This window comes from Variovorax sp. PCZ-1, from assembly GCF_018413605.1.
Taxonomy (GTDB): domain Bacteria; phylum Pseudomonadota; class Gammaproteobacteria; order Burkholderiales; family Burkholderiaceae_C; genus JANMDU01.
On the sequence record NZ_JAHCDN010000001.1, the window covers coordinates 883,817 to 907,508 of the forward strand.

24 protein-coding genes are annotated in these 23,692 nt (G+C 54.1%); 13 read left to right on the plus strand and 11 right to left on the minus strand.

Going from position 1 to position 23,692, the window contains the following annotated elements:
• Positions 1-266: 266 nt before the first annotated feature.
• The gene (locus KIH26_RS04360; RefSeq protein WP_283770135.1) at positions 267-2,408 is read left to right on the plus strand and encodes an InlB B-repeat-containing protein; all 2,142 of its coding nucleotides are present in this window, start codon (positions 267-269) and stop codon (positions 2,406-2,408) included.
• Positions 2,409-2,482: 74 nt separating this feature from the next.
• Positions 2,483-3,586, plus strand: coding sequence for a tRNA (adenosine(37)-N6)-threonylcarbamoyltransferase complex transferase subunit TsaD (gene tsaD / locus KIH26_RS04365; RefSeq protein ID WP_213442827.1), 1,104 nt, complete (start codon positions 2,483-2,485; stop codon positions 3,584-3,586).
• Positions 3,587-3,591: 5 nt separating this feature from the next.
• Here tsaD and KIH26_RS04370 read toward each other — a convergent pair whose 3' ends face one another.
• Positions 3,592-3,963, minus strand: a complete 372-nt coding sequence (locus KIH26_RS04370; RefSeq protein ID WP_213442829.1) for an Hsp20/alpha crystallin family protein — start codon at positions 3,961-3,963, stop codon at positions 3,592-3,594.
• Between the two features lie 111 nt (positions 3,964-4,074).
• Between KIH26_RS04370 and KIH26_RS04375 the strand changes: the two genes are divergently transcribed.
• Positions 4,075-5,439, plus strand: a complete 1,365-nt coding sequence (locus KIH26_RS04375) for a branched-chain amino acid ABC transporter substrate-binding protein (RefSeq protein ID WP_249660948.1) — start codon at positions 4,075-4,077, stop codon at positions 5,437-5,439.
• Positions 5,440-5,463: 24 nt separating this feature from the next.
• Here KIH26_RS04375 and KIH26_RS04380 read toward each other — a convergent pair whose 3' ends face one another.
• Positions 5,464-6,105: a TetR/AcrR family transcriptional regulator gene (locus tag KIH26_RS04380; RefSeq protein ID WP_213442830.1), complete on the minus strand. Its 642-nt coding sequence runs from the start codon at positions 6,103-6,105 to the stop codon at positions 5,464-5,466.
• Between the two features lie 107 nt (positions 6,106-6,212).
• On the opposite strand from KIH26_RS04380, the gene KIH26_RS04385 reads away from it, so the two are divergent.
• Together KIH26_RS04385 and KIH26_RS04390 are read left to right on the plus strand one after the other, a co-directional pair.
• A complete protein-coding gene (locus KIH26_RS04385; protein ID WP_213442832.1) occupies positions 6,213-6,593 on the plus strand; it encodes an MAPEG family protein in 381 nt (126 codons plus the stop codon).
• The gene (locus KIH26_RS04390; RefSeq protein WP_349627841.1) at positions 6,590-7,471 is read left to right on the plus strand and encodes an alpha/beta fold hydrolase; all 882 of its coding nucleotides are present in this window, start codon (positions 6,590-6,592) and stop codon (positions 7,469-7,471) included. Before KIH26_RS04385 ends, KIH26_RS04390 begins: the two co-directional genes overlap by 4 nt.
• A 26-nt stretch (positions 7,472-7,497) precedes the next feature.
• Here KIH26_RS04390 and KIH26_RS04395 read toward each other — a convergent pair whose 3' ends face one another.
• The 9 genes from KIH26_RS04395 to KIH26_RS04435 form a co-directional block, all read right to left on the minus strand.
• Positions 7,498-8,601 carry an NAD(P)/FAD-dependent oxidoreductase gene (locus KIH26_RS04395; RefSeq protein ID WP_213442834.1) on the minus strand — a complete coding sequence of 368 codons (1,104 nt, stop codon included), beginning with the start codon at positions 8,599-8,601 and terminating at the stop codon, positions 7,498-7,500.
• 165 nt (positions 8,602-8,766) lie between these two features.
• Positions 8,767-9,096 carry a ferredoxin FdxA gene (fdxA, locus tag KIH26_RS04400; RefSeq protein WP_213442836.1) on the minus strand — a complete coding sequence of 110 codons (330 nt, stop codon included), beginning with the start codon at positions 9,094-9,096 and terminating at the stop codon, positions 8,767-8,769.
• Positions 9,097-9,198: 102 nt separating this feature from the next.
• Positions 9,199-10,467, minus strand: a complete 1,269-nt coding sequence (locus KIH26_RS04405) for a sulfate adenylyltransferase subunit 1 (protein WP_213442837.1) — start codon at positions 10,465-10,467, stop codon at positions 9,199-9,201.
• A gap of 134 nt (positions 10,468-10,601) precedes the next feature.
• On the minus strand, positions 10,602-11,534 hold the full coding sequence (gene cysD, locus KIH26_RS04410; protein WP_213442839.1) for a sulfate adenylyltransferase subunit CysD: 933 nt from the start codon (positions 11,532-11,534) through the stop codon (positions 10,602-10,604).
• A 137-nt stretch (positions 11,535-11,671) separates the two neighbouring features.
• A complete protein-coding gene (locus tag KIH26_RS04415; RefSeq protein WP_213442842.1) occupies positions 11,672-12,406 on the minus strand; it encodes a phosphoadenylyl-sulfate reductase in 735 nt (244 codons plus the stop codon).
• Positions 12,403-12,804: a DUF934 domain-containing protein gene (locus tag KIH26_RS04420; RefSeq protein ID WP_213442844.1), complete on the minus strand. Its 402-nt coding sequence runs from the start codon at positions 12,802-12,804 to the stop codon at positions 12,403-12,405. The genes KIH26_RS04415 and KIH26_RS04420 overlap by 4 nt, the downstream gene beginning before the upstream one ends.
• 11 nt (positions 12,805-12,815) lie before the next feature.
• A complete protein-coding gene (locus KIH26_RS04425) occupies positions 12,816-14,651 on the minus strand; it encodes a nitrite/sulfite reductase (RefSeq protein WP_213442846.1) in 1,836 nt (611 codons plus the stop codon).
• Positions 14,652-14,677: 26 nt separating this feature from the next.
• On the minus strand, positions 14,678-15,472 hold the full coding sequence (locus KIH26_RS04430; protein WP_213442848.1) for a sulfite exporter TauE/SafE family protein: 795 nt from the start codon (positions 15,470-15,472) through the stop codon (positions 14,678-14,680).
• Positions 15,473-16,226: 754 nt separating this feature from the next.
• Positions 16,227-17,759 carry a helicase HerA-like domain-containing protein gene (locus KIH26_RS04435; RefSeq protein WP_213442850.1) on the minus strand — a complete coding sequence of 511 codons (1,533 nt, stop codon included), beginning with the start codon at positions 17,757-17,759 and terminating at the stop codon, positions 16,227-16,229.
• A gap of 68 nt (positions 17,760-17,827) precedes the next feature.
• Here KIH26_RS04435 and KIH26_RS04440 point away from each other — a divergent pair, with 68 nt between their 5' ends.
• The 8 genes from KIH26_RS04440 to KIH26_RS04475 are packed head-to-tail and all read left to right on the plus strand — an operon-like array spanning position 17,828 to position 23,652.
• Positions 17,828-18,553 carry a YebC/PmpR family DNA-binding transcriptional regulator gene (locus KIH26_RS04440; protein ID WP_213442852.1) on the plus strand — a complete coding sequence of 242 codons (726 nt, stop codon included), beginning with the start codon at positions 17,828-17,830 and terminating at the stop codon, positions 18,551-18,553.
• On the plus strand, positions 18,550-19,836 hold the full coding sequence (gene purD, locus KIH26_RS04445; RefSeq protein ID WP_213442854.1) for a phosphoribosylamine--glycine ligase: 1,287 nt from the start codon (positions 18,550-18,552) through the stop codon (positions 19,834-19,836). The genes KIH26_RS04440 and purD overlap by 4 nt, the downstream gene beginning before the upstream one ends.
• On the plus strand, positions 19,833-20,474 hold the full coding sequence (locus KIH26_RS04450; protein ID WP_213442856.1) for a 1-acyl-sn-glycerol-3-phosphate acyltransferase: 642 nt from the start codon (positions 19,833-19,835) through the stop codon (positions 20,472-20,474). The genes purD and KIH26_RS04450 overlap by 4 nt, the downstream gene beginning before the upstream one ends.
• A 39-nt stretch (positions 20,475-20,513) precedes the next feature.
• On the plus strand, positions 20,514-21,422 hold the full coding sequence (hemF, locus tag KIH26_RS04455) for an oxygen-dependent coproporphyrinogen oxidase (protein ID WP_213442858.1): 909 nt from the start codon (positions 20,514-20,516) through the stop codon (positions 21,420-21,422).
• Positions 21,419-22,024 carry a nicotinate (nicotinamide) nucleotide adenylyltransferase gene (nadD, locus tag KIH26_RS04460; protein WP_249660949.1) on the plus strand — a complete coding sequence of 202 codons (606 nt, stop codon included), beginning with the start codon at positions 21,419-21,421 and terminating at the stop codon, positions 22,022-22,024. Before hemF ends, nadD begins: the two co-directional genes overlap by 4 nt.
• An 11-nt stretch (positions 22,025-22,035) precedes the next feature.
• The gene (gene rsfS / locus KIH26_RS04465; protein ID WP_213442862.1) at positions 22,036-22,731 is read left to right on the plus strand and encodes a ribosome silencing factor; all 696 of its coding nucleotides are present in this window, start codon (positions 22,036-22,038) and stop codon (positions 22,729-22,731) included.
• Positions 22,728-23,198: a 23S rRNA (pseudouridine(1915)-N(3))-methyltransferase RlmH gene (gene rlmH / locus KIH26_RS04470; RefSeq protein ID WP_213442869.1), complete on the plus strand. Its 471-nt coding sequence runs from the start codon at positions 22,728-22,730 to the stop codon at positions 23,196-23,198. Before rsfS ends, rlmH begins: the two co-directional genes overlap by 4 nt.
• Positions 23,191-23,652: a hypothetical protein gene (locus tag KIH26_RS04475; RefSeq protein WP_213442871.1), complete on the plus strand. Its 462-nt coding sequence runs from the start codon at positions 23,191-23,193 to the stop codon at positions 23,650-23,652. The genes rlmH and KIH26_RS04475 overlap by 8 nt, the downstream gene beginning before the upstream one ends.
• The last annotated feature ends 40 nt before the right edge of the window (positions 23,653-23,692 follow it).

Here is a 23,692-nt window from a genome sequence, read left to right on the forward strand (position 1 = left end):
GCAAGCTTGGAGTGATGGCTGTCATGTTGATTCATGGTTAGCAAATTTCAGGCCATCCAAAACATATCAAGCCAAGCGCGATGATGTGAAGAAATACACGCTTAGACCGATTTGTTTTACACGAAGCAGCAAAGTCCAGACTGGTGTCGGGTTGTTGGTCTAAGTGCTCTTGCGCACACTCCGTTCACTTCACAACTCGGAGCTTATGAATGAGATTCTTCCAAGCAAAAAATTGGCCTATGTGGTCTAGGATTGCGACAACCAGCATGCTAGCTGTGGTTTTATCGGCGTGTGGCGGCAGCGATAGCGTTGCACCCGATGATCCACCAAACAATCCCCCTCCGCAGGTTAGCAGCTACCAATTGACAATCAATAAATCAGGGGAGGGTACAGTTAAGTCTTTGCCTTTGGGCATCGACTGTGGTGCGGCTTGTTCTGCAGAATTCGCTGTTGATACCATAGTCATATTGTCAGCTACGCCTGCTAGCACAGCTACTTTTTCGGGATGGTCAGGTGATTGCTCAGGGTCTGCGAATAGTTGTGTTGTCACAATGAGCCAAGCGCGTATAGTGCAAGCCAACTTCATGGCGTCTGCTGGGTTGAGCAGCTACACGCTGAGTGTTACAGTCAACGGCACCGGGACAGTTGTATCGCAACCTTCTGGCATCAACTGCCCAGCAACAGGCTGCAGTTCCTTGTTTGCAGACAACACCATTGTCTCACTCACAGCCACACCAGGGTCGGGGCAAAGCTTTACGGGCTGGTCTGGTTCTTGCGCTGGTTCGGCGAGCAGCTGTTTAGTCACCATGAGCCAAGCGCGTGACGTCGCTGCCAACTTTGCTCCGATTCAGGGTACAAGTTTCGCCATGAATGTCGCAGTATCAGGATCGGGTCGTGTCACGTCATCCCCTGCTGGCATTGATTGCGGTAGCACATGCAACGCCAACTTCGTCTCTTCTGCTACTGTGACGCTAACGGCGGTTGCCAATGGTGGGCAGGTCTTTGCGGGTTGGGGGGGGGCTTGCTCAGGCACGGCCAGTACATGTGCTGTGCAAATGACGCAGGCGCGCAGTGTTCAGGCATCGTTTACTGCCGCTCCTTCGGCAGTTGTGTTCCAGTCCCCAGCTTTGGTCGAAGACTTGGCAGACTACAACGTGGCGCGTCTTTCGTCTCTGCTGAACAATGCAGGCTTGAATGCGATGGTTGCAGTTAGCCCAAATGGGAATACCGTTGTAATGTGGGAGCAATCCGATGGCACGCCCAACAACAGCACGTATAAAGCTTGGATGCGTCGCTATTTAACAGGCTCGGGCTGGCAGTCTCCTGAGGCAGTGCCTGGTTTGACGGCTAGCAGCTTGCTATCCGGCATGATCAGCGGCAATTTGTTCATCGATGATGCGGGTCGAGTGACTTGGCTCAAAGGAGGCACGGGCATCGTCGCTCGTCGTTATACGCCAGGAAGTGGTTGGGCAACCGTGACTCAACCAGCTGCTATCTCGCCATACTTCACCGATCTGCTGCAAGGTTTGATGGATGCGCAAGGTAACATCGGTATCCTCATTCGTGTGGGTAGCGTGGGCATGTACAACGCCACCTTGCAAGTGGCCGGGGGCTGGACAACACCAGTTCGCCTCGATCAACGTGGTGCGGGTCTGGGTTATTCAGGCGGCGATATTGCCCTCAGTAGTAACGGAACTGCTATTGCTATCTGGGCCCAGGAAAATCCAGGCGGCGGAATTGACGATCTTGTAGCCTCCCGCTACACAGCGGCAGGTGGCTGGGCGACGCCACAAGTCCTTGAAACAAATTCAGGAAGCGTTCAGAGTGCAGGCAACAAAGCTATGCGCATGGTCATGGATGCTCAAGGCAACGGAATTGCCATGTGGCAGCAGGGAAATGAGCTGTACTACAACATGTACCGCGAGGGCAGCGGCTGGCAAGGCGCTGCGAGGTTTGAAACGATCAGCAACAGCTCAAGCATTTCCAATTCATTCATCCGCCTTGAAATGAATGAAGCAGGGCAGGCCGTGGCGACCTGGTTTGCTGGTGTCACAACGTTCCGCTCTATGTCGTATTCACCTGCAAATGGTTGGTCTGCTATTGCCGACATCACGGAAACGCCTATTGCTTCAACGCATCTATCAATGGCTAGCGCGAAACTTGGCCTCACAGCTGATGGTCGCGCTTTTCTGGTAGGTGAAGGCTTGCTGGTCAGCAGTCCTACCTACCGTGTAAAGGAGTTGGGGGGCGCGTGGGGTTCAAGCACAAACCTTGTGACAGGCATTAGCGGTGTCGAAGACATTTACTTTACGATGAATCGTGCCGGTCAGGGAATAGTTGTGTGGTCACGTGACGATCAACAGAACGTCAACACGCGCAATAGCTTGTGGTCTTCATTACTGCGATAATCAAATTCTGACTACCCTCGATTGCCGTCTGCATTCTGTGCAGGCGGCTTTTTTTCATGCAAAATCTACAGCGAATGAAATTGTCTCAGCTAGTTTCGTCTAAATCGCTTGTTCTTGGTATCGAATCGTCTTGCGATGAGACGGGCGTTGCTGTGGTTCAGATGTGTAGCGGTAAAACGCCTGAGCTTCTAGGTGCAGCGCTGCACAGCCAGATCGAGATGCATCGCGCCTATGGAGGTGTCGTGCCTGAATTGGCGAGCCGGGATCATATTCGGCGCTTGATTCCATTGACAAATGAGGCACTCGCCGGCAGAAATACTGCGCTGAATGCTATTGATTATGTAGCATACACACGCGGCCCTGGGTTGGCGGGTGCGCTGCTCGTGGGCGCGGGCGCGGCTTGCGCGCTTGGGAGCGCTTTGGGAAAGCCGGTGATTGGAGTGCACCACCTGGAGGGGCATTTGCTCTCGCCTTTTTTGAGTGCTGATCCGCCTCAGTTTCCATTTATTGCACTGCTGGTAAGTGGCGGGCATACGCAATTGATGCGAGTGGATGGTGTGGGGGAATATGCGCTGCTAGGCGAGACCATTGATGATGCAGCTGGCGAGGCGTTTGACAAGACGGCGAAATTGCTGGGTTTGCCTTATCCGGGTGGGCCGCAGTTGGCGAAGTTGGCTGAGGGGGGAGATCCCGCTGCGTTTAAATTTCCACGCCCTTTGCTGCACAGCGGGGATTTAGATTTTTCTTTTGCTGGTTTGAAGACGGCTGTGCTCACGCAGATCAAACGCTTGGTGGGCGATGTGCCAGAGGGGGCAACGGTGCGCGGCGCAGGGATTGAGTCTTTGTCTGAAGCGACGCGGCGTGATTTGGCATCGAGCATTCAGGCGGCGATCACGGAAGTGCTGGTGAAGAAATCACTGAAGGCGGTGCTGCAATCAGGTTTACAACGCTTGGTCGTTGCTGGCGGTGTAGGCGCGAATCGCAGCTTGCGCGAGCAGCTCAACGCAGCTTGCGCAAAGGCGGGCATTCGCGTGCATTACCCTGAATTGCATTTGTGTACGGACAATGGCGCAATGATTGCGCTGGCTGCCGCAATGCGATTACAAACGGACAAGGCGCAGCCCTCGCGGGACTACGCCTTTGATGTGAAGCCGCGTTGGCCTCTTGACCAAGTTTGATGCGATCAATTGATCGTGAGCAGCGTCTGACGGCTCTCAGGTGCGATCTTCGCAAACTTCAAAGTCAGCACACCATTTTCCAGCTTGGCTTCGCTTTGCGCTGCGTCCACATCGCTGCCTAGCTTGTAAGTGGCTTTGAAACTTCGTGGTGCATCATCTTTAGAAGCAATGCGCACGATGCGGCCTTCGATGCCGATGGTGAGCTGCTCTTTGGAGAGGCCTGGCACATCTAAAGTCAATGTGATTGAGGTGTCATCACTTTCGACTTGGCTGCGCGACTCTGCAGCATCGAAAGCATCAAACCGTGACCAGATGTGAGGCACATAGCCATAACCATTCAATGCGGAACGGGAAACACGAACAGGTGAGAAAAACATAGCAAACTCCTAGTACACTCGCGGCTCGTGCGTTGCTCATCCCCATGATGAGAGCGTTGCCGCATGCATCGAATCTGCGGCGTTTAGGTCAGGTTTCAAGGGAGTTGTTTGATGCCACAAAGTAAAAATATTTCTAAGCGTGTGCTCTTGAAAAGCATGCTGATTGCCACTACATCGGTTGGTTTTTCTAAGGCTTTTGGCCAGATTGCCGGCATCGGTACTGCGCGAAGTGCTCCTATAAAAATAGCATTGATTGAGGCTTTGTCAGGTGCGTTCGCCAACACGGGGGAAGCCGTGTTTCGCAATCTGGTGTGGGCCACAGAGCGTGTGAACGCCCGCGGTGGCGTGCAGTTGATTGGCGCCGAGCGTGCGAGCAATACCACTCGCCGCTTGGAGCTGGAGCGCTATGACAGCAAAGGCCAAGTGGAAGAGGCTCTGGCGATGCTACGTGCCGCGATTGACGATGGCGCTCAAATCATCATGCAGGGCAACAGCTCGTCCGTGGCTGCCGCGTTGATCGATGCGGTGAATAAACACAATGAGCGCGTACCCGAGAAGCGCTTGGTGTTTTTGAATTATTCGGCAGTCGATCCGATTCTCACCAACGAGAAATGCAGCCCTTGGCATTTCCGTTTTGATGCGCATGCGGACATGCGCATGGCGGCGCTGATGGAAGTGCTGCGCGAAGACCGCGCTTTGAAATCTATCTACCTCATTGGGCAGGACTACAGCTTTGGCCAAGCCGTGTTGCGAGAGGGCAAGCGCCAGCTGGGTTTGCAAAGGAGTGATATTGCGATCGTGGGTGATGAATTGCATCCCTTGGGTCGCATCAAAGATTTTGCGCCTTATGCGGCCAAGATCAAGGCCAGCGGCGCAGGCGCTGTTCTCACTGGAAATTTCGGCAACGATCTCACCTTGCTGATCAAGGCCTGCAAAGAAGTCGGCTTTGATGGCAAGTTCTACACTTTCTATGGCAACGCTCTCGGCGCGCCTGCTGCGATTGGCGAAGCGGGGATCGGCAAAGTGATTGCTGTGGCAGATTGGCTGCCTAACGTGGCTGCATCAGATGGGATCGTGAAGGGATCACGCCAACGTGATGCAGATGCCTTCATGCAAGCCTTCCGCACTCGTTTCCCCAAGCCGGAAGACGATTACGTGCACATGCGCATGCACCTGATGATGGAGGCGCTCGCGCAAGGCCTGCAGGGCACGAATTCAGCTGCTGTGATTGATGCTGCTGCGCTTGCGCAGCGTCTCTCCAAAATCAATGTGAATCTTTTCGGCCAGAGCGGTGGCATGCGATCCGCAGATCACCAATTCCAGCAGCCTTTGGTCGTTGGCCTCATGGACAAGATGGGCACACCTGGCGTGAAATACGACGTAGAAGGCTCAGGCTATGGCTTTCGCGTGATCCGCGTGATTGATGCGGCGAAGGCGCAAATGCCAACGAGTTGCAAGATGTCCTTGGTGGCTTGATTCAGCTTAGCGAAGCTAGCCATATCACTCCTCAATGTGCAAACCTTGCAGGAGCAGCTTCAGGCCCAATTCAAAAGTGGCATCAAACTGATCTTGGCTGAAGTAGCGGCTCGCTTGCGCAACATGCGGATACAGGTGCTCTACTTGCGCATCGGGCATTGGCTCCATGGCGGAAGGGCCTTGCGCATAGCCGCTGGTCTCCTCGAGCGTAGCGCCCAGCAAGTAATAACCTAAGACTCGAAAGCCTCTCGCAGCCTCCTCAGGCTTCAAGCCTGCAGCATGAAAGCAATCCAGTACTTCGGCCAGAAACTTGATGCCGCTGGCGGAGTTCCAGCGGTGCAAGGCCATCCATAAGTAAAACCTTGGGAATTGGCGCGACATGGCTCGCCAAGCTTGCGCGAGATGGCGGATGCGCTTGGCGGGCGAGTGGTTTTTGGGTGCAATGGGTAGGTTATTGAGCGTGCGATCCACCAAAGCATCGAGCAAATGCGCTTTGCTGGGGTAATGGTGATAAATACTCATCGCCTCACAGCCCAAGCGCTCGCCCAGCTTTCGGGTGCTAAAGCCCTCCAAACCCTGCGCTTCAATCAGAGCCAGTGCTTCAGCTTCGATTTTGTCGCGGCTTAGCGAGCTGCGGGTGTTTGCGGTGGCGCGCGTCTTAGGCATGGGAGAGAGGGTTGCTGAAACAGGTCATGGAATATGGATCAAAAAGCTATTGTGGCAAGAAAATATGTTATCCTTACACTGTAAGTCTAACATTTTTGAGAACCCATATGCCTCAATTTACTGCTCTGACAGGCGCTGTCTTGGCGCTTTTACTCACAGGTTTGTCTCTCCATATTTCTCGCCTGCGCATCCGGCATCGCGTTAGCTTTGGTGATGGTGGCCACAAGGATCTGCATGTGGCGATACGTGCTCACGGTAATGCGCTGGAACAAAGCTTGCTGCTGCTGGTGTTGATGCTGCTGATGGAGCTGGTAAGACCTGGATGGAGCGTGGTTGCTGCAATTGGCGGCGTGTTTGTGGCAGCGCGCGTTTTACATGCAGTGGCGATCTTCACTCGCCAGCTCCTGTTGCGACAAGTGGCTCATGTGATCAGTGTGCTCTGCCAATTGACGCTCGCGCTGGGATTGCTTTGGTGGGCAATCAGGTGAGCGCAGAACTCTCTGAGCGATTGCTGGCTTGGGGGGAGGGTGGCCAATGGATGAGTTGGCGAGGTCGCAAGCTGTTCTACAAAAAAGCAGGCCAAGGCCCAGTGCTGCTTTTGATCCATGGTTACCCAGCAGGCTCATACGACTGGCACGCTATCTACAAGAGCTTAGGGCGCTACTTTACGGTGATAGCCCCCGATATGCTGGGGCATGGTTTTTCAGACAAACCGCTGGATGGTGACTACAGCTTAAACGCACATGCGCAAATGCACGATGTTCTGCTTCAATACTTGGGCATCACGCAATGCCAGGTGATGGCCTCTGATCTGGGCGTGAGTGTCGCGCAAGAAATGCTGGCGCTAAGGCAGGCCAACCCCAGCTTGCCTCGAATGGATAGCTTGATCTTGCTCAATGGTGGTGTGTGCCCGGATGCTTATCAACCCAGAATGATTCAGCGTTTGATGCTGACGCAATTAGGGCCTTGGCTTGGCCCGCGTGTGACGCAAAGTATGTTTGCGAACACCATTTCCAGCATATACCGAGGCGATGCAGATGCACCACCCGCTTCGCTGCTAGAGGATTTTTGGGCGCTGTTCTGTTACGGGCAAGGTCAAGCGGTTGCGCATAGGGTGGGTGCGTTTTGGCATGAAAGAAAAGCTTTGAGCGAGCGTCTGCTGGGCGCGCTGCTCAACAGCCAGATTCGCTTATGTCTGATCAACGGAAGCGCAGATCCCAACTCCGGCGAGCACATGGTCAAAGCATTTTTACGATATATGCCAAGCACTGACGTGAAACGGCTTGCTGGGGTAGGGCATTGGCCTCAGATTCAGGCATCTGAGCATGTGCTCTTAAAGAGTTTGCAATTTCTGCAAGCGCGGTGAAAGCACGGCACGCTTGCTAACGCGTCTTAGTCAAATACTGGAGACTCAACGCCAAGTACTTTATGCAGCTTGGGCGATGTCGTTGTGTATTGCAAATGAATCTTGCCCTTCTCAGGGAAGATGATCGCGGCGGCAGCAAAAGCGGCTAGGGCGCATTCGTGGAAGCCACTCAAGATCAGCTTTTTCTTGCCGGGATAGGTGTTGATATCGCCCACTGCAAAGATGCCTGGGACGTTGGTACTGAACTTCTCGGTATCCACCACGAGCTGTTTGCGCTCGATCTCTAGGCTCCAGTTGGCGATGGGCCCTAGCTTTGGCGAGAGGCCGAAGAAGACGAGGAGCATGTCCAAGGGCACGGTGCGAGTCACACCATCGCCGCCGGTGACTTTGACTTGTTCGAGTTTGCCGTTGTTTGCGACGATGTCGGTCACTTGGCCGACCATGAATTGCATCTCGTAAGCGTCGCAGAGCTCTTTCATCTTGGCGACGCTGGCCGGCGCGGCTTTGAAGCCATCACGGCGATGCACGAGGATCACGCTCTCGGCTTTGTTTTCGCCGTCTTGCGCAAAGTTGAGTGCCCAATCAAGCGCGGAATCACCGCCGCCAACGATGATGAGATTTTTGTCTTTGAACAGCGCAGGGTTTTTCACACGATAGTGAAGCTGTGTGCCATTGAAGGCGTCGAGGCCATCGACTTTGAGCAAACGCGGCTCGAAAGCGCCCACACCAGCGGCGATGAAGATGGTCTTGGTGAGAAAGCGCGTGCCTTTGTCGGTCTCGATATAGAAGCGACCATCGTCTTGTTTCTGCACTTGCATCACGGTTTGGCCGAGGTGGAAGGTTGCACCGAAGGGCTCGATCTGCTTCATCAAAGCATCAGTGAGTTCTTTACCCGTGCAAACAGGAATTGCAGGAATATCGTAAATCGGCTTATCGGGATACAGCTCAATGGGCTGACCGCCTGGATAGGCGAGTGAATCAATTACGTGCGCCTTGATCTCGAGCAAGCCCAGCTCAAACACCTGGAATAAGCCTACCGGGCCTGCGCCGATGATGACTGCATCGGTCTCAATCGGGCCGTCATGGGCTGCTGCGGTGTTGATGATTTCTTGATTCACTACGGGTTCCATGAATAACATTCTTTCACTCGAAAATTAGAACGCAAAATGCACAGAAGTACGCAAAAGGCGCAAAAGGAATGCACGTCAATTCGCTCTAGGCTAGAGCTGAATTTTTTTTGCGTCTTTTGCGTATGTTTTGCGATTTTTGCGTTCTCTATCTTAGATAGCCAAGGTTTAACGCTCAAGCAAAGCCAATTTGCCCGTCTTGTCTTTCCACTCATCTGCATCCGCAGGCGCTGGCTTGCGCTTGGTGATGCTCTTCCAGCCGGCTTTTTGGCTGAGCTCAACGTTGAGTTTGATGAAGTGGATTTGATCTGCTGGCGTGTCTTCTTCGGCGTAGATCGCGTTCACGGGGCATTCTGGGATGCAGACGGCGCAATCGATGCACTCATCGGGATCGATGACGAGCATGTTGGGGCCTTCGCGGAAGCAATCCACGGGGCACACGTCCACGCAGTCGGTGTATTTGCATTTGATACAGGCTTCAGTAACGATGTGAGTCATGGTTTGAACATCGCAAAGTGCGATGCAGTAAGAATTGGTGTAAACCCTTGATTTTACTTGGGAATTGGGGTGTTTGTAGGGGCGAGTTCTCTATCTCGCGGGCTAACGGACGAGGGCTGCTCCCGAGGTCTTATGGCTGGCTGTATCGACCAAGATCATCGCGCCCAGTGCTTTGCTTTGCGTATAGGCCAACGCGGCAATGGGCTCTTGCAATGCGAGCTGCACCGTGCCGATCTCGTTGGCTTGCAATTGCGTGGCTTCTTGAGGTGAGAGCGTATGAATATCAAAGCGCTGCGAGATAGCGCTCACCTTGGCTTTGACCCAGCGATGGCCATGCAGAGCGAGATAGGTGCGGCCTGCTTGTAGGGGCTCTTCATCCAACCATGCCACAGTCGCAGTGATGCTGCGTTGCGGATGGAAAGTATCAGGCGCGAACATCCAATCACCGCGCGAAATATCTACTTCACGATCAAGCACCAGCCCATAGCTGGTGTTCAAACCTGGGTCTTGCTGCAAGGGCGCGCGTGCGTGATCAAGCAGTTGCGCGACCACTGCCTTCTGCCCGCTGGGGAAGACCTGCAGCTCTTGGCCGATTTTCAAGCTACCAGATGCCAAGCGCCCCCAAAATGTGCGGCGGCCTTGCGCTGTGGTAGCGCTGCTGGAATCTTTATCCAGCCACTGAATCGGTAAGGCCGTCGGAACTTGGCGCTCTTCATTCAAGGCGGATTGCGCAGGCAATTGCTCCAAGATTTGTAGCAAGCTATAGCCGGAATAAAAGGGCCAGCGGTTAGACAGCTCCACCACGTTGTCACCCTTGAGTGCGGAGACAGGAACGATGGCTGCGATCGTAATGCCAGCTTGCTCGGCCATACTGTGCAGCGCAGCACTGATATACAGAAAAGCTTTCTCTGCGTCTTCCACGGCATCGAGCTTGTTGATGGCAAACACGATATTGGGCACGCGTAGCAAGTGCGCGAGCAGGCTGTGGCGCTTGGTTTGCGGCAAGAGTTGTACGGGCTGCTGCTGCCACACGAGCTTGGTCGCATCTACGAGCACCACGGCGGCATCTGCGCTGGAGGCGGCTGTGACCATATTGCGCGTGTATTGCTCATGGCCGGGCGCGTCGCCGATGATGAATTTGCGGCTGGCGGTGGAGAAGTAGCGATAAGCCACATCAATCGTGATGCCTTGCTCCCGCTCGGCGGTGAGACCATCGGTGAACTGAGCGAGATCGATCTCGCCGGTTTTGGAGACGCCCGCGATTTGATCGAGCAGGGCGGTTTTGCTGTCTACCAGCAGGCGGCCGATCAGGGTGGATTTCCCGTCATCGACGGAGCCACAGGTGATGAATTTGAGAGCTTGGTTTTGCATGAATTGCTATCGTAGAGAAGAACGCAAAATTCGCAAAAGAAACGCAAAATTCACAGAAGTTTTTTTGCGACTTCTGCGTTGTTTTGCGTCTTTTGCGTTCTCTTGGTTAGTCATAAGGGATCTTTGGAAAAAGCTTAGAAATAACCTTCCTTCTTGCGCTTCTCCATCGAAGCCTCAGAAGTTTTGTCGTCCATTCGCGTTGCGCCGCGCTCAGAGATTTCGGCAGTTAAAGTTTCCAGCACGATGTCTTCCGCATTCGCTGCAAGGCTGGCCACAGGCGCAGTGCAAGTGATGTCGCCCACAGTGCGGAAGCGCACATCGCGCTCTTCAATCACCTCCCCATCCTTCGCAGGCGTGAGCGGCGTGATGGGCACGAGCAGGCCACGGCGCTCGACGACGGGGCGTTTATGGGTGTAGTAAATGCTGGGGAGCGTGATGTTTTCTCGGGCGATGTACTGCCACACATCCAGCTCCGTCCAGTTGCTGATCGGGAACACGCGGAAATGCTCACCGGGGTGGATCTTGGTGTTGAAGAGGCTCCAGAGCTCAGGGCGCTGTGCTTTGGGCTGCCATTGGCCGAAGCTGTCTCGGTGAGAAAAGATGCGCTCTTTGGCGCGCGCTTTTTCTTCATCGCGGCGCGCACCGCCGATCAGTGCATCAAATTGAAATTCTTCAATCGCTTCGAGGAGTGTGACGGATTGATGCACATTGCGTGATTCATCGGGGCGAGCCAGGCGCACTGTGCCGCGTTTCATCGAGTCTTCTACGCTTCGCACGATGAGTTTTGCGCCTAACTCGGTGGCGCGTGCATCACGGAAATCGCAAACTTCTTGATAGTTATGGCCCGTGTCGATCATCAATAAGGGATAAGGAATCTTGCCAATGCCAAATGCTTTCTCTGCACACTTGAGCAGCACAGCAGAATCTTTACCGCCCGAGAAGAGCAGGGTGGGCTTTTCAAAGCTGCCAGCGACTTCACGCAGGATGAAGATAGCTTCTTCTTCAAGCGCGTTGAGGTGCTGGTTGGAGAGTTGCTGGAGCAACTGGGGTTCGGTTCTGGCGTTCATATATTGATTTTCGAAGGAGTGATTGGATTGCTAGACAGGAGAACGCAAAAGACGCAAAAAAACGCAAAATTCGCAAAAAATTCAAATCAATCGCGCTATTTCATAAAAACTTTTCTGCGCCTTTTGCGTTCTCGTGGTCATGTTGCAAAAGACTTAGCTTCAGCAGCAACATGCAAGCCACATTCCTTAGCCGCTTCGTTCTCCCACCACCAACGGCCTGAGCGGAAATCTTCGCCGAGCGTAACTGCGCGTGTGCAAGGCTCGCAGCCAATGCTGGGGTAGAACTGGTCGTGCAGGGCGTTGTAGGGTACGTTGTGAGTCTTCACGTAATGCCACACATCGCCCAAAGTCCAGTCGTGCAAAGGATTCACTTTGATTTTTTCACCGCTCTCGTCAATAGCGTGAACTGCAGCGCGAGCATCAGATTGCTCTTTGCGCAAGCCTGTGATCCAAGCGCGCTTACCGTCTAAAGCGATGGCTAAAGGTTTCATCTTGCGGATATCGCAGCATTGCTTGCGCAGAGCGATACTTTTGTACATCGCATCTTTGCCATTAGCCGCTTCAAACGCCTCGGCCGCTTGAGCATCTGGCTCGTAGATACGGATCGTGCGCTGACCGCTGAATTGCTTTTTCACCGTGCTGAGCAAATCCAGCGTCTGTGCGTGGAGCTTGCCGGTTTGCAGCACAAACACTTCGCTTTTCACACCGAGTGCATGCAGCAGGTGCGTGATCACCATATCTTCCACACCGAGGCTGCTGGCTTGCGTGAGCGGCTGATACAGCTCGCCAGTTTCTCGCAGCAAATTCTGTGTGGCGGCGAGCTTCTTGTCGAAGTCTGTCGAGGCTCGAGCATGCAGAGCAATGGCATTCATGCAAGCTTGCCCGTCAAGAATGCAGCTGGGTTGGTCACATCGCCTTGGTAGAAATCTTTGTAGTGTGAAAGAAGCTTGGTCGCATGCTTCAAGCTTTGGTCTTCACGCAGCACAGCGCTGGAAAAACCGCTGCGTAGCATTTGCACGAGTTGATCAACCAGCACATCTCCCGTGGCGCGGATATCACCTTTGAAGCCTAAGCGCTTGCGCAGCTGCACGGCTTGACTGAACGCTCGGCCATCACTGAAAGCAGGGAAATGCAGCTCCACCACTTCTGCGCTGGAGATTTCTTGGCTGTGTGCCGATACATCGCTGTCATTAGCAATTTTTAAGACATTGAGTGCTGTCGCTGGCGTATCTTCTGCGCGAGATGCTATTAATTCAATAGTGTTGTTCATAGGGCATTCCTTCAAGCTGCAGCTTCTTCTTTATGGCGTGCGCCGTTTGCAGCAGCCTTGAATGGTTCTGCGCCCAAGCGTTTGAGTGTGTCGATGAATAACTCAAATTTCTCGCCGCGGGGCTCTCGCAGTTGCTTGTAGGTCTTGAGCACTGCCTCAATCGCATCTGGAATCTCTGCTGCGGAGAACGATGGCCCGACAACTTTGCCAGCAACCGATGCACCACTGATCTTGCTGCCATCCGAGCCACCGAGTGTGAGCTGATACCACTCTTGGCCATCTTTATCCACGCCGAGAATGCCGATGTGGCCGCTGTGGTGGTGGCCGCAGGAATTGATGCAGCCGCTCATGTGCAGATCAATATCGCCAATGTCTTCGAGCTCGTCCAAATCTTGGTAACGCTCAGTGAGCTCTTGGGCGATCGGCAGGCTGCGCGCATTGGCCAAATCGCAGAAATCGCCGCCGGGGCAGGCGATCATGTCAGACAGCAGGCCGATGTTGCTCGAAGCAAAGCCTGCCTTCTTGGCAGCGCGCCACAGCTCAGGTAGGGCGTCGCAGCTAACCCAAGGCAAGAGCAGATTTTGATCATGTGTGACGCGAATTTCGCCTGCGCTGAATTGATCCGCAATTTGCGCAGCAGCTTCCATTTGCTCGGGCGTCACATCGCCAGGAGACTGGCCCACTCGCTTCACTGAGAGCGTCACAGCGCGCAGCTTCGGATTCTTGTGTGCGTGCACATTGCGCGTGAGCCAGCGGGTGAAAGCCACATCATCATGCGCAGCCACTTCTAAGATACGAGACACCTTAGATGCTACAAAATCAGAAGCACTCAGCGCACATTCTGCAAATGCTGGAGGCACAAAATGTTTAGAAACGCGATCTAACTCAGCTTGCGTGATGGTATGCGGTGCGCCATCCTGTGTGAGGATATTTTGATACTCAGACTCCACCGCATCAATGTATTTCTGGCCTTCTGCTTTCACCAAAATCTTGATGCGCGCTTTGTATTTGTTATCGCGGCGGCCAAACAGGTTGTACACGCGAACGATAGCCTCGAGGTAATTGAGGATCTGGTTCCAAGGCAGAAATTCACGGATCTTGGTGGCAATCACCGGCGTGCGACCCATGCCGCCACCGACCAGCACTTGAAAGCCCAAATCGCCGCGAGCAATGCCGTTTGCGGCATCGTCCTCCCTCGCTTTGACCAACTTGAGTCCAACGTCGTGCCAGTCAGTGGCGGCGCGGTCTTCCTCCGCTCCCGTGACTGCGATTTTGAATTTGCGCGGTAAAAATGCGAACTCTGGATGCAGCGTGCTCCACTGACGCAAGATTTCGCAGAATGGGCGCGGATCAGCAATCTCATCAGGCGCAATGCCTGCCAAGCCATCACTTGTGATATTGCGGATGCAATTGCCGCTGGTTTGAATGCCGTGCATGTTCACAGTAGCGAGCAAATCCATCACATCGGCAGATTTCTCTAGCGGAATCCAGTTGTATTGGATGTTTTGGCGCGTGGTGAAGTGCCCATAGCCTTTGGTGAGTTCAATGCCTATGCCAGAGAGACGCGCCTGACCTGTAACAGCAGCTTGGAACACTTCTTCGCTAGGCTGATCGTATTCGCGGGCGATCTGCGCCAACACACGCAGCTGCGCTGTATTCAGCTCGCCATAAGGCACTGCCACGCGCAGCATCGGTGCATAGCGCTGCACATACCAGCCGTTTTGCAAGCGCAGTGGGCGAAATTCTTCTTCCTTCAAGCGGCCATCCAAGCGGCGCTCGAGCTGATCGCGGTATTGCGCCGCGCGCAGTTTGACGAACTCTTTGTCGAAATTGTTATATGTGTACATTTTTCTAACCTACAAAACTTGAATGCTCAAATCGCCAGCAGCTTGAAGCCCGCATAGGCCAGCAGCAGGGAAAGAATGGAGCGAATCGCGCGATCGGGCACATGGTTGCCCAGCTTGGTGCCCAACCAAATGCCAGGCAGCGAGCCGGCGAGCAGCTTGGCGAGCAGCGGCCAATCCACTGAACCAATGGATGCGTGGCCGAGACCTGCTACTAGCGTGAGCGGCACAGCGTAGGCCACGTCAGCGGCCACGATGCGATTGAGCGGCAGCGCAGGGTAGAGCAGCATCAGTGCTGTCACGCCAATTGCACCAGCGCCTACTGATGTGAGACTCACCAACACGCCAATGAGTGCGCCGAAGATGATGGGCAGGGCAGGGTGGCGTGGCTTGGTCGCTTCAGCCAATTGCTCTGCGCTGATTTCTTTTTGAGTGGTTTGCGTGCCTTTGATCGCCTTGTAGAGTGTGGCAGCGGCGGTGAGTAAGAGTGCAAAACCCAACGTGGTCGTCATCACCTTTTGCACAGATTCTTGAGCTGCGCCGGCGTAGTGCAGCGCGGCCACAGTGAGCAAAGCGGCAGGCACGGAGCCGAGGCTTAATGTGCCTACGATCTTCCAATCCACCCGGCGAGCGAGTGCGAGGTTCACCGTACCGCCGAGCTTGGTGAATGCAGCAAAGAGCAAATCCGTGCCCACAGCCAGAATCGGCTTGATGCCGAAACCAAAAATCAAAATCGGCGTCATCAGCGAACCACCGCCCACACCCGTGAGGCCGACGACGAAGCCAACGAAGAAGCCAGAAAGAATAAATGCGAGATCAGTCATGGCTTTGTACTGTGCCGTAACCTCACCCTAAACCAAACTACTTTTTTGTTGGTGTCTTATGCTTATTTGCTTATTCTTGAATCGGTATATGAGCGATTTTTTCGTTTGACACGACCCGCTCGCCTGTCCCGTGATGTGCCCGAAAAAGCCGAGGCCTTTCTTTGTGAGGCGCTCTTGCCCGCAAGCGACGAGCTCCCATCATATGTAGCGATGATGAGATGGTTGGCCGCGCCCCAAGGGCTGATAAGGCAAATGCTTCACTCGCATCAGACTCGCTTTCGGGCGATCTGCGTCGTTGGAAAGCCTCGCGGTAGTACCACTACCGCTACGTTTTCCGCCTAGCATCTCATCCCGAAATCAAGCCTGCTGCAAGCGAATCATTTACCTCATCAGCCCTGCGCCAGTCTTCGTTTTTTCAGACCCATCACGGAACGGATTTGAGTGATTGGCGCGTTGTTGCTTACTATTATTTCTATAGCTGCTTGCACAATAAATACGCCGGCGATCTGCCTCTTTTTGCTTTAAATGATTGCAAAAAAACACGCAACGACGCGCTCACCGTCACCATTAACGCCGGAACGGGATGCTTCGCGCGGATGTCGTCTCAGTCGAGCGCGGCCAACCATCTCATCATGGCCACAAAAGATCAGTAGCTCAGAGTATTCCGCACGGTTCACCTACAAGAAGACAGGCCGAGCGAAGTGTCACGTGCAGGCGTAGGTGCGATGCTTAGAAAATAACGGTAAGCGGCGAGTTAACGACGGCGACCGAGAATCCCGCCCAACACGCCACGAATAATTTGCCGCCCGACTTCTCGCCCAATCGAGCTCGCAGCAGATTTCACGAGCTGCTCGCCCACACTGGCTCGTGTGCGCTTCTTGCCGCCGCCCAGCATATCGCCCAAGCCACCGAGCCAGCCACCTGAGGCTTCTTCGCCTGCTGCATTCGTGGCTTCTTTGGCCACCTCTTTTGCAGTTTCTGCGGCTTGAGATTCTGTGGCCATATTCGCAGCGGTGCGGCCTTTGATGATTTCGTAGGCGGATTCGCGGTCTAACGTTTTTTCGTACACGCCAGCAACGATGGAGTTGGCGATCAAGGCCTGACGCTGCTCAGGGGAGATCACGCCGATTTGGCTGCCCGGCGGGAGCACATACACGCGCTCGGTGATGCCGGGGCGGCCTTTTTCGTCGAGGAAGCTGATCAGCGCTTCGCCCACGGCCAGCTCAGTGATCGCGGTTTCGATATCGACACTGGGGTTCTGCCGCATCGTCTCGGCAGCGGATTTCACGGCCTTTTGATCGCGTGGTGTGAACGCGCGCAGGGCATGTTGCACACGGTTGCCCAGCTGGGCGAGCACTGAGTCTGGGATGTCCAGCGGATTCTGAGTCACGAAATACACGCCTACGCCTTTGGAGCGCACGAGGCGCACGACGAGCTCAATACGCTCGAGCAGGGGTTTGGGCGCATCGGTGAAGAGCAAATGCGCTTCGTCGAAGAAGAAGACGAGCTTCGGCTTATCCACATCGCCCACCTCGGGCAGCGTTTCAAAGAGTTCACTCAGCAGCCAAAGCAGGAAGGTGGCATACAGGCGCGGGGCGGTGAGCAATTTGTCAGCGGCGAGGATGTTCACCACGCCTTTGCCGCTGCTATCCGTCTGCATGAAGTCAGCAATATTGAGCATCGGCTCGCCGAAAAACACATCACCACCTTGCTCTTCAATCTGCATCAGGCCGCGCTGAATCGCGCCAATGGAGGCGGCAGAGATGTTGCCGTATTCGGTGGTGAAATCCTTCGCGTTATCGCCCACGGTTTGACACATCGCGCGCAGGTCTTTCATGTCGAGCAGGAGCAGTCCTTGATCGTCTGCGATTTTGAAGACGAGTTGCAACACACCGGCCTGCGTCTCGTTCAAATTCAGCATGCGGGCGAGCAGCAGCGGGCCCAGATCCGAAATCGTGGCGCGCACAGGATGGCCTTGCTTGCCGAAAACATCCCAGAGTGTGACCGGATATGCTACAGATTCAGGAGCATCTAGCGCACGATCTGCAAGGACTTTAGCCAGTTTTTCTCCAATTTTTCCAGCTTGGGAGATACCTGTGAGATCGCCTTTAACATCGGCCATAAACACGGGAACACCGATCCGGCTAAAGCCCTCAGCCATGGTCTGTAAGGTCACCGTCTTGCCTGTACCTGTTGCGCCGGTGATCAAGCCGTGGCGGTTGGATTTATCAGGCCGCAGGAAAACTTCTGTGGATTTGTTCTTAGCAATGAGGATGGGATCAGCCATGATGGGTCTCGAAAAGTACAAAAGTACAATAAGTACCTAGTTTAAGACGCAATCAGAGGACTTGATTCATGGCAGGCCACAGTAAATGGGCAAATATCCAGCACCGCAAGGGGCGGCAGGATGAAAAGCGCGGGAAGATTTGGACGCGCGTGATCCGCGAGATCATGGTGGCGGCGCGTCAGGGGGGCGGGGATTTGACAGCCAATCCGCGTCTGCGTTTGGCGGTAGATAAAGCCAAAGCTGCAAACATGCCAGCTGACACGATCAAACGCAACATCGACAAAGCCACAGGTAACCTCGAAGGCGTGCATTACGAAGAAATTCGTTATGAAGGCTACGGCATCGGCGGCGCGGCGATTTTGGTGGACACGATGACAGACAACAAAGTGCGCACCGTCGCTGCTGTGCGGCATGCTTTTAGCAAACAAGGCGGCAACATGGGCGCAGAAGGCGCTGTGGCATTCCAGTTCAAGCACTGCGGCCAAATCTTGCTTGCACCGGGTGCAGACGAAGCTAAGGTGATGGATATTGCTTTAGAAGCGGGCGCGGATGATGTGATCACCGACGACGAGGGCGGTATTGAGGTGCTTACTTCGCCTACGGATTTCGAAGCAGTGAAAAACGCGATTGAGGCCGCGGGCTTTCAACCCGAAATTGCCGAAGTGACCATGCGTGCAGAAAACACCGTTGCGCTCACCGGTGATGATGCCGCCAAGATGCAAAAGCTGCTTGACATGATCGAAGAAATTGATGACGTGCAAAACGTTTTTCACAACGCAGAAATTAACCCATGAAAATATTAGTGATTGGCGGCGGTGGCCGCGAGCATGCACTGGCTTGGAAGCTGGCGCAATCGCCTAAGGTCCAGTGTGTCTATGTCGCGCCAGGTAATGGTGGCACGGCGCTGGATGATCGACTAGTTAATTTGAATCTCTCATCGCCCACAGAATTATCTGCTTTTGCTGCTACTGAAAAAATAGCGCTCACGGTCGTGGGGCCAGAGGCTCCGTTGGCTGCTGGCGTGGTGGATGAATTCCGCGCGAAGGGCTTGCGGATTTTTGGGCCTACCCAAGCTGCGGCGCAATTGGAAAGCTCCAAGGCGTTTAGCAAAGCCTTCATGGCGCGACATGCAATTCCGACCGCCGAGTTTGAAACCTTCACCGATGCAGTGGCAGCTCATGCTTACATCGATAAGAAGGGTGCGCCGATTGTGGTGAAGGCCGATGGATTGGCTGCGGGCAAGGGCGTGGTGGTGGCGATGTCGCTTGCTGAAGCACATGCGGCTGTTGACGACATGCTGGCTTCGAACGCTTATGGCGTCCAACACAACGGCGAAGCAAGAGTCGTGATTGAAGAGTTCTTAGAAGGCGAAGAAGCCAGCTTCATCGTGCTCTGTGATGGCAAGAACGTGACTGCACTAGCCACCAGCCAAGATCACAAGCGCCTGCATGATGGCGACAAAGGCCCGAACACCGGCGGCATGGGCGCCTATTCGCCTGCGCCGGTGGTCACGCCTTCGGTGCATGCGAAGGCGATGCGCGAGGTGATCATGCCTACGATCAAGGGCATGGAAGCGGATGGCATTCGCTATACCGGCTTTTTATATGCGGGCCTGATGATCACTGCGGACGGCAAGATCAAAACGCTGGAATTCAACTGCCGCATGGGCGACCCTGAGACGCAGCCGATCATGATGCGTTTGAAGAGCGATTTGGTCGATGTGTTGCTCGCCGCAACGGACGCCAAGCTTGACACCATTGAGCTGCAATGGGATCGCCGTGTGGCGCTCGGCGTGGTGCTGGCTGCGCATGGCTATCCGATGACACCTCGCAAAGGGGATGTGATCAGTGGTTTGCCTACAGGTGATTCTTCGGTCGGTGACGATGTGCTTGTCTTTCATGCGGGTACATCGCGACAAGACGGTAAAACGTTGGTCAGCGGTGGCCGTGTGCTTTGCGTCACGGCGTTGGCGGATTCGGTGAAGCAAGCCCAGGCCAGAGCTGCGCAGGTGATCCAAGGGATAGGGTTTGACGGGATGCAATATCGGCGCGATATTGGGTATCGTGCGGTGAAGTGAGTGATTTTCAAAAACCCTACATTCTTCAATTCCAAGGCAGCCGTTTAGCGAAGGCTCTGCTCAGAGTCTTGGGTTGGCGCGTAGCGTTTGATGGTTTTCCTACCCGCCAAGGCATTGCCGTCGTCTATCCGCACACCAGCAATTGGGATGCACCTCTGATGTTCGTTGTGAAATGGGCGGTCGGTGTGCAGGTGATGTTTTGGGGGAAAGATACGCTGTTCAAAATTCCGCTGCTGGGCGCATGGCTGCGATGGATTGGCGGCGTGCCAGTGGAGCGAACAGCCAAGCATGGCGTGGTGGGCAGCATGATTGCTCAGATGCAAGAGCGCAAAGCAAAAGGCGAGTATTTCTGGCTGGGGCTGGCTCCTGAAGGCACACGCAAATACATACCCGGTTGGCGCAGCGGTTTCTATCGGGTGGCGGTGGCTTGTGATGTGCCGCTCTTGGTCGTGACTCTGGATTACTCACGCCGCGAATGCAAGGTGAATCAGTTTGTGAAGCTATCGGGTATTGAGGCGCAAGATATGGCGCGTGTAGCCGAGCTTTGCGCGCCAGTGCGCGGCCTCAAGCCAGAGAATATGGCGCCGGTCGTATTGATTGAGCCCAGCGTTGACCGGCGCGAGCTGATTGTGAAGTGAAATCAGCCTGGCATCATTTTTCCGCGCTACCATTGCAACATGAGCATAGAAAAAGTTCGCAGCTATTTGCTGGATCTACAAGACAACATCGTTGCCACATTCAGCAGTGTGGATGGTTCGGATTTCACCAAAGACAAATGGAAAAAACGCCCTGGTGAGCCTTTGCAGGGCGAGGGGATCACTTGCATTTTGGAGAGTGGTGGTATTTTTGAGCGCGCGGGTTGCGGCTTCTCGCATGTGCGAGGCGGCAAGCTCCCGCCGTCGGCTACGCAGCATCGTCCTGAGTTGGCGGGCGCGCCGTTTGAAGCGCTGGGTGTATCGCTGGTATTTCATCCGCACAATCCGTATGTGCCCACCGTGCATATGAATGTGCGCATGCTGGCCGCTAAGGCGCCCAATGGGCAAACCGTGTTTTGGTTTGGCGGCGGCATGGATCTCACACCTTACTACGGCTATGAGCAAGATGCCGTGCATTTTCACACCATCTGCAAAATGGCTGTGACGCCTTTTGGGGAGGACAAGTACCCCAAGTTCAAGCAGTGGTGCGATGAATACTTTTATTTGAAGCATCGCAAAGAGCAGCGTGGCATTGGCGGCATCTTTATGGATGATTTTTCCGAGGGTGGCTTTTCCAACAGTTTTAGCCTGATGCAATCTATCGGCAATGCTTTCATTCCTGCTTACTTGCCTATTCTTGAGAGGCGTTGTGATCAACCCTTCAAGCAGCGCGAGCGCGATTTTCAGCTGTATCGGCGCGGGCGCTATGTGGAATTCAATCTCGTGTGGGATCGAGGCACACATTTCGGCTTGCAGTCAGGCGGGCGTACCGAATCTATTTTGATGAGCATGCCGCCCATGGTGAGCTGGGCCTATAAGCGCAAGCCTCGCAGTGGCACGCCGGAGAGTGATTTGTACAAGAAATTTCTTGTGCGCAAGGATTGGATTTGAGCGCTGTTCGCAGGCTTGGCATCTTTGGTGGCGCGTTTGATCCGCCACATCTGGCGCATGAGGCACTTGCACAATTGGCCATTTCGCAATACGCCCTGGATGAGCTGCGCATCGTGCCCACGGGCGTGGCTTGGCACAAGAGCAGAGCGCTAACACCAGCTTCGCATCGTGTAGCGATGAGTAAATTGGCCTTTGCTGATCTGCCACAAGCCCGCATTGACTCGCGCGAGACACTGCGCAGTGGCGCCACATACTCCATCGACACCTTGCTCGAGCTGCGTGCAGAAAATCCACAGGCCGAGCTCTTTTTGTTGATGGGGGAAGATCAGTTGGCCTTCTTCCCGCAATGGCATCGCTTTCAAGAGATTCTGCAAATAGCTACACTTTTAGTAGCATTCCGCGCAGATTCTATGCCGGCGAATGCACAAAAAGACCCTATAAATCAAGGTAAAATAAAGCATTCGACGATTCATATGCCTGCCTCGCCCATCAGTGCGACGCAAATTCGCCAACTTTGCTCACACTCACAAGCAATCGACCATCTGGTCAAGCCCTCCGTTGCGCGGTATATTGCTGAACATCGTCTCTACCTTCTCACCTGAAGAACACCTGAATGGCCACTCCTAAATCCTCTCACATCACCCGCCGTGCACCTGCACCTGCACCTGCAGCTGCTGCCGACTCACAAGGCAAACGCGATGTCACCAAGCTCACCAAAGCCATTGTTGACGGCTTGGAAGATGTGAAAGCTCAAAACCTCATGGTGTTTGATACCGAGCATTTGAGCAGCTTGTTTGAGCGCGTGATCGTAGCCAGCGGCACCAGCAACCGGCAAACCAAGGCGCTGGCGATGAGCGTGCGTGAAGCGGTGAGCGAAGCAGGTTTTTCCAAACCACGCACCGAGGGTGAAGACAACGGCGAATGGATCATCGTTGATTGCGGCCCAGCCGTGGTGCACATCATGCAGCCCGCTATTCGCCAGTATTACCATCTGGAAGATATCTGGGGCGAAAAGCCGTTGCGTTTGAAGCACGCCGCTTCTGAGAAAGAAGCCGAGAAGGCAGAAAAGAAAGCTGCAGAGGCTGTGTCTAAGAAAAAAGAGGCTGCTAAAGCCGAAAAATCTGCGCAGACTGCTACCAAAAAAGTAGCAAAAGAGACGCCAGCTATAAAAGCTGCAGTAAAAAAACCTGCGGTAAAAAAATCAGCCAGCAAAGCTTCTCCTCAAGCTGTGGCTAAAAAAGCAGTGGCTAAAAAGGCTGCTGCGAAAAAAGCGCCTGCGAAGAAAGCTGCCGCTAAAAAATCTGCATGAAACTCTGGGTGGTCGCTGTAGGCCAGCGCGTTCCCGATTGGGCGCAAACCGCTTGGGACGACTACGCCAAGCGCTTCCCACCTGAGATCAAGCTTGAGCTCAAGGCCATCAAAACCGAGCCGCGCACCAACAATAAAAATACCGCAGCGCTCATGCTCGCCGAGCGCGAGCGCATCGAGGCTGCGATACCCAAAGGCACGAGAATCGTCGTGCTTGATGAGCGCGGCAAAAACACGAGCACTGTGCAACTCGCGGCGCGCTTGACCGATTGGCAACTTGGCGGCACAGATGTAGCTTTAGTCATCGGAGGCCCCGATGGCCTCGATCCAGAATTCAGAAAATCCGCCCCTGAGAGCATTCGCCTTTCAGACCTAACGCTTCCTCACGCCATGGTGCGTGTGCTGCTGGTTGAGCAGCTCTACCGAGCTTGGTCTGTGAATGCGGGGCATCCGTATCATCGTGAGTGACAGTTTTTTGAAAATGATATTAGTTGATACTGTATCGAGAGCTATGACTGTGCTTATCATGTTGCAACTTGCGGCGTGCGCAGATAACGTTTCCAGCAGGGTGGGCGTTGTTAAGCAAGATATTGTTCGTATTCATCAGATTTCCGAAATAAGAACACCGCTAGAACCATTAGACGTGATGGCTAAAGCATCATCCGTATCAGCCAGCGCAAGGTTTTACGGTGCAGACGGGCAGACCGTTGTTCAAGCAATTTCGAAGAGGCTTGATGAATTGGGCTATTACCTAGTCAAGATTGAAGATTTTGAGAGCGCTGCTGGATGGATGAAGTATTGCCATACAACAGAAGCTGGACGATTTCTGATTCTGACGCGGGAGCTTGCTGCAGTACAGGTAAGCTCACATGTAAGGGGCTGGAGTCGGGATAAAGAAGAATGTCCAGGTAACAGACGATGAACATACTTTTTGCTGAGATGCAAATGCTGCACTGAAAAAC

Bases quoted from the DNA above. Each gene is read 5' to 3' on its own strand.
- KIH26_RS04370 (WP_213442829.1), bottom strand. From the start codon at position 3,963: ATGTTTTTCTCACCTGTTCGTGTTTCCCGTTCCGCATTGAATGGTTAT.
- KIH26_RS04435 (WP_213442850.1), bottom strand. From the start codon at position 17,759: ATGGCTGATCCCATCCTCATTGCTAAGAACAAATCCACAGAAGTTTTC.
- rsfS (WP_213442862.1), top strand. From the start codon at position 22,036: ATGGCCACTCCTAAATCCTCTCACATCACCCGCCGTGCACCTGCACCT.
- KIH26_RS04405 (WP_213442837.1), bottom strand. From the start codon at position 10,467: ATGCAAAACCAAGCTCTCAAATTCATCACCTGTGGCTCCGTCGATGAC.
- purD (WP_213442854.1), top strand. From the start codon at position 18,550: ATGAAAATATTAGTGATTGGCGGCGGTGGCCGCGAGCATGCACTGGCT.
- hemF (WP_213442858.1), top strand. From the start codon at position 20,514: ATGAGCATAGAAAAAGTTCGCAGCTATTTGCTGGATCTACAAGACAAC.
- KIH26_RS04395 (WP_213442834.1), bottom strand. From the start codon at position 8,601: ATGGAACCCGTAGTGAATCAAGAAATCATCAACACCGCAGCAGCCCAT.
- tsaD (WP_213442827.1), top strand. From the start codon at position 2,483: ATGAAATTGTCTCAGCTAGTTTCGTCTAAATCGCTTGTTCTTGGTATC.
- KIH26_RS04440 (WP_213442852.1), top strand. From the start codon at position 17,828: ATGGCAGGCCACAGTAAATGGGCAAATATCCAGCACCGCAAGGGGCGG.
- KIH26_RS04360 (WP_283770135.1), top strand. From the start codon at position 267: ATGCTAGCTGTGGTTTTATCGGCGTGTGGCGGCAGCGATAGCGTTGCA.
- KIH26_RS04420 (WP_213442844.1), bottom strand. From the start codon at position 12,804: ATGAACAACACTATTGAATTAATAGCATCTCGCGCAGAAGATACGCCA.
- KIH26_RS04385 (WP_213442832.1), top strand. From the start codon at position 6,213: ATGCCTCAATTTACTGCTCTGACAGGCGCTGTCTTGGCGCTTTTACTC.
- fdxA (WP_213442836.1), bottom strand. From the start codon at position 9,096: ATGACTCACATCGTTACTGAAGCCTGTATCAAATGCAAATACACCGAC.
- KIH26_RS04380 (WP_213442830.1), bottom strand. From the start codon at position 6,105: ATGCCTAAGACGCGCGCCACCGCAAACACCCGCAGCTCGCTAAGCCGC.
- KIH26_RS04415 (WP_213442842.1), bottom strand. From the start codon at position 12,406: ATGAATGCCATTGCTCTGCATGCTCGAGCCTCGACAGACTTCGACAAG.
- KIH26_RS04430 (WP_213442848.1), bottom strand. From the start codon at position 15,472: ATGACTGATCTCGCATTTATTCTTTCTGGCTTCTTCGTTGGCTTCGTC.
- rlmH (WP_213442869.1), top strand. From the start codon at position 22,728: ATGAAACTCTGGGTGGTCGCTGTAGGCCAGCGCGTTCCCGATTGGGCG.
- KIH26_RS04425 (WP_213442846.1), bottom strand. From the start codon at position 14,651: ATGTACACATATAACAATTTCGACAAAGAGTTCGTCAAACTGCGCGCG.
- KIH26_RS04375 (WP_249660948.1), top strand. From the start codon at position 4,075: ATGCCACAAAGTAAAAATATTTCTAAGCGTGTGCTCTTGAAAAGCATG.
- cysD (WP_213442839.1), bottom strand. From the start codon at position 11,534: ATGAACGCCAGAACCGAACCCCAGTTGCTCCAGCAACTCTCCAACCAG.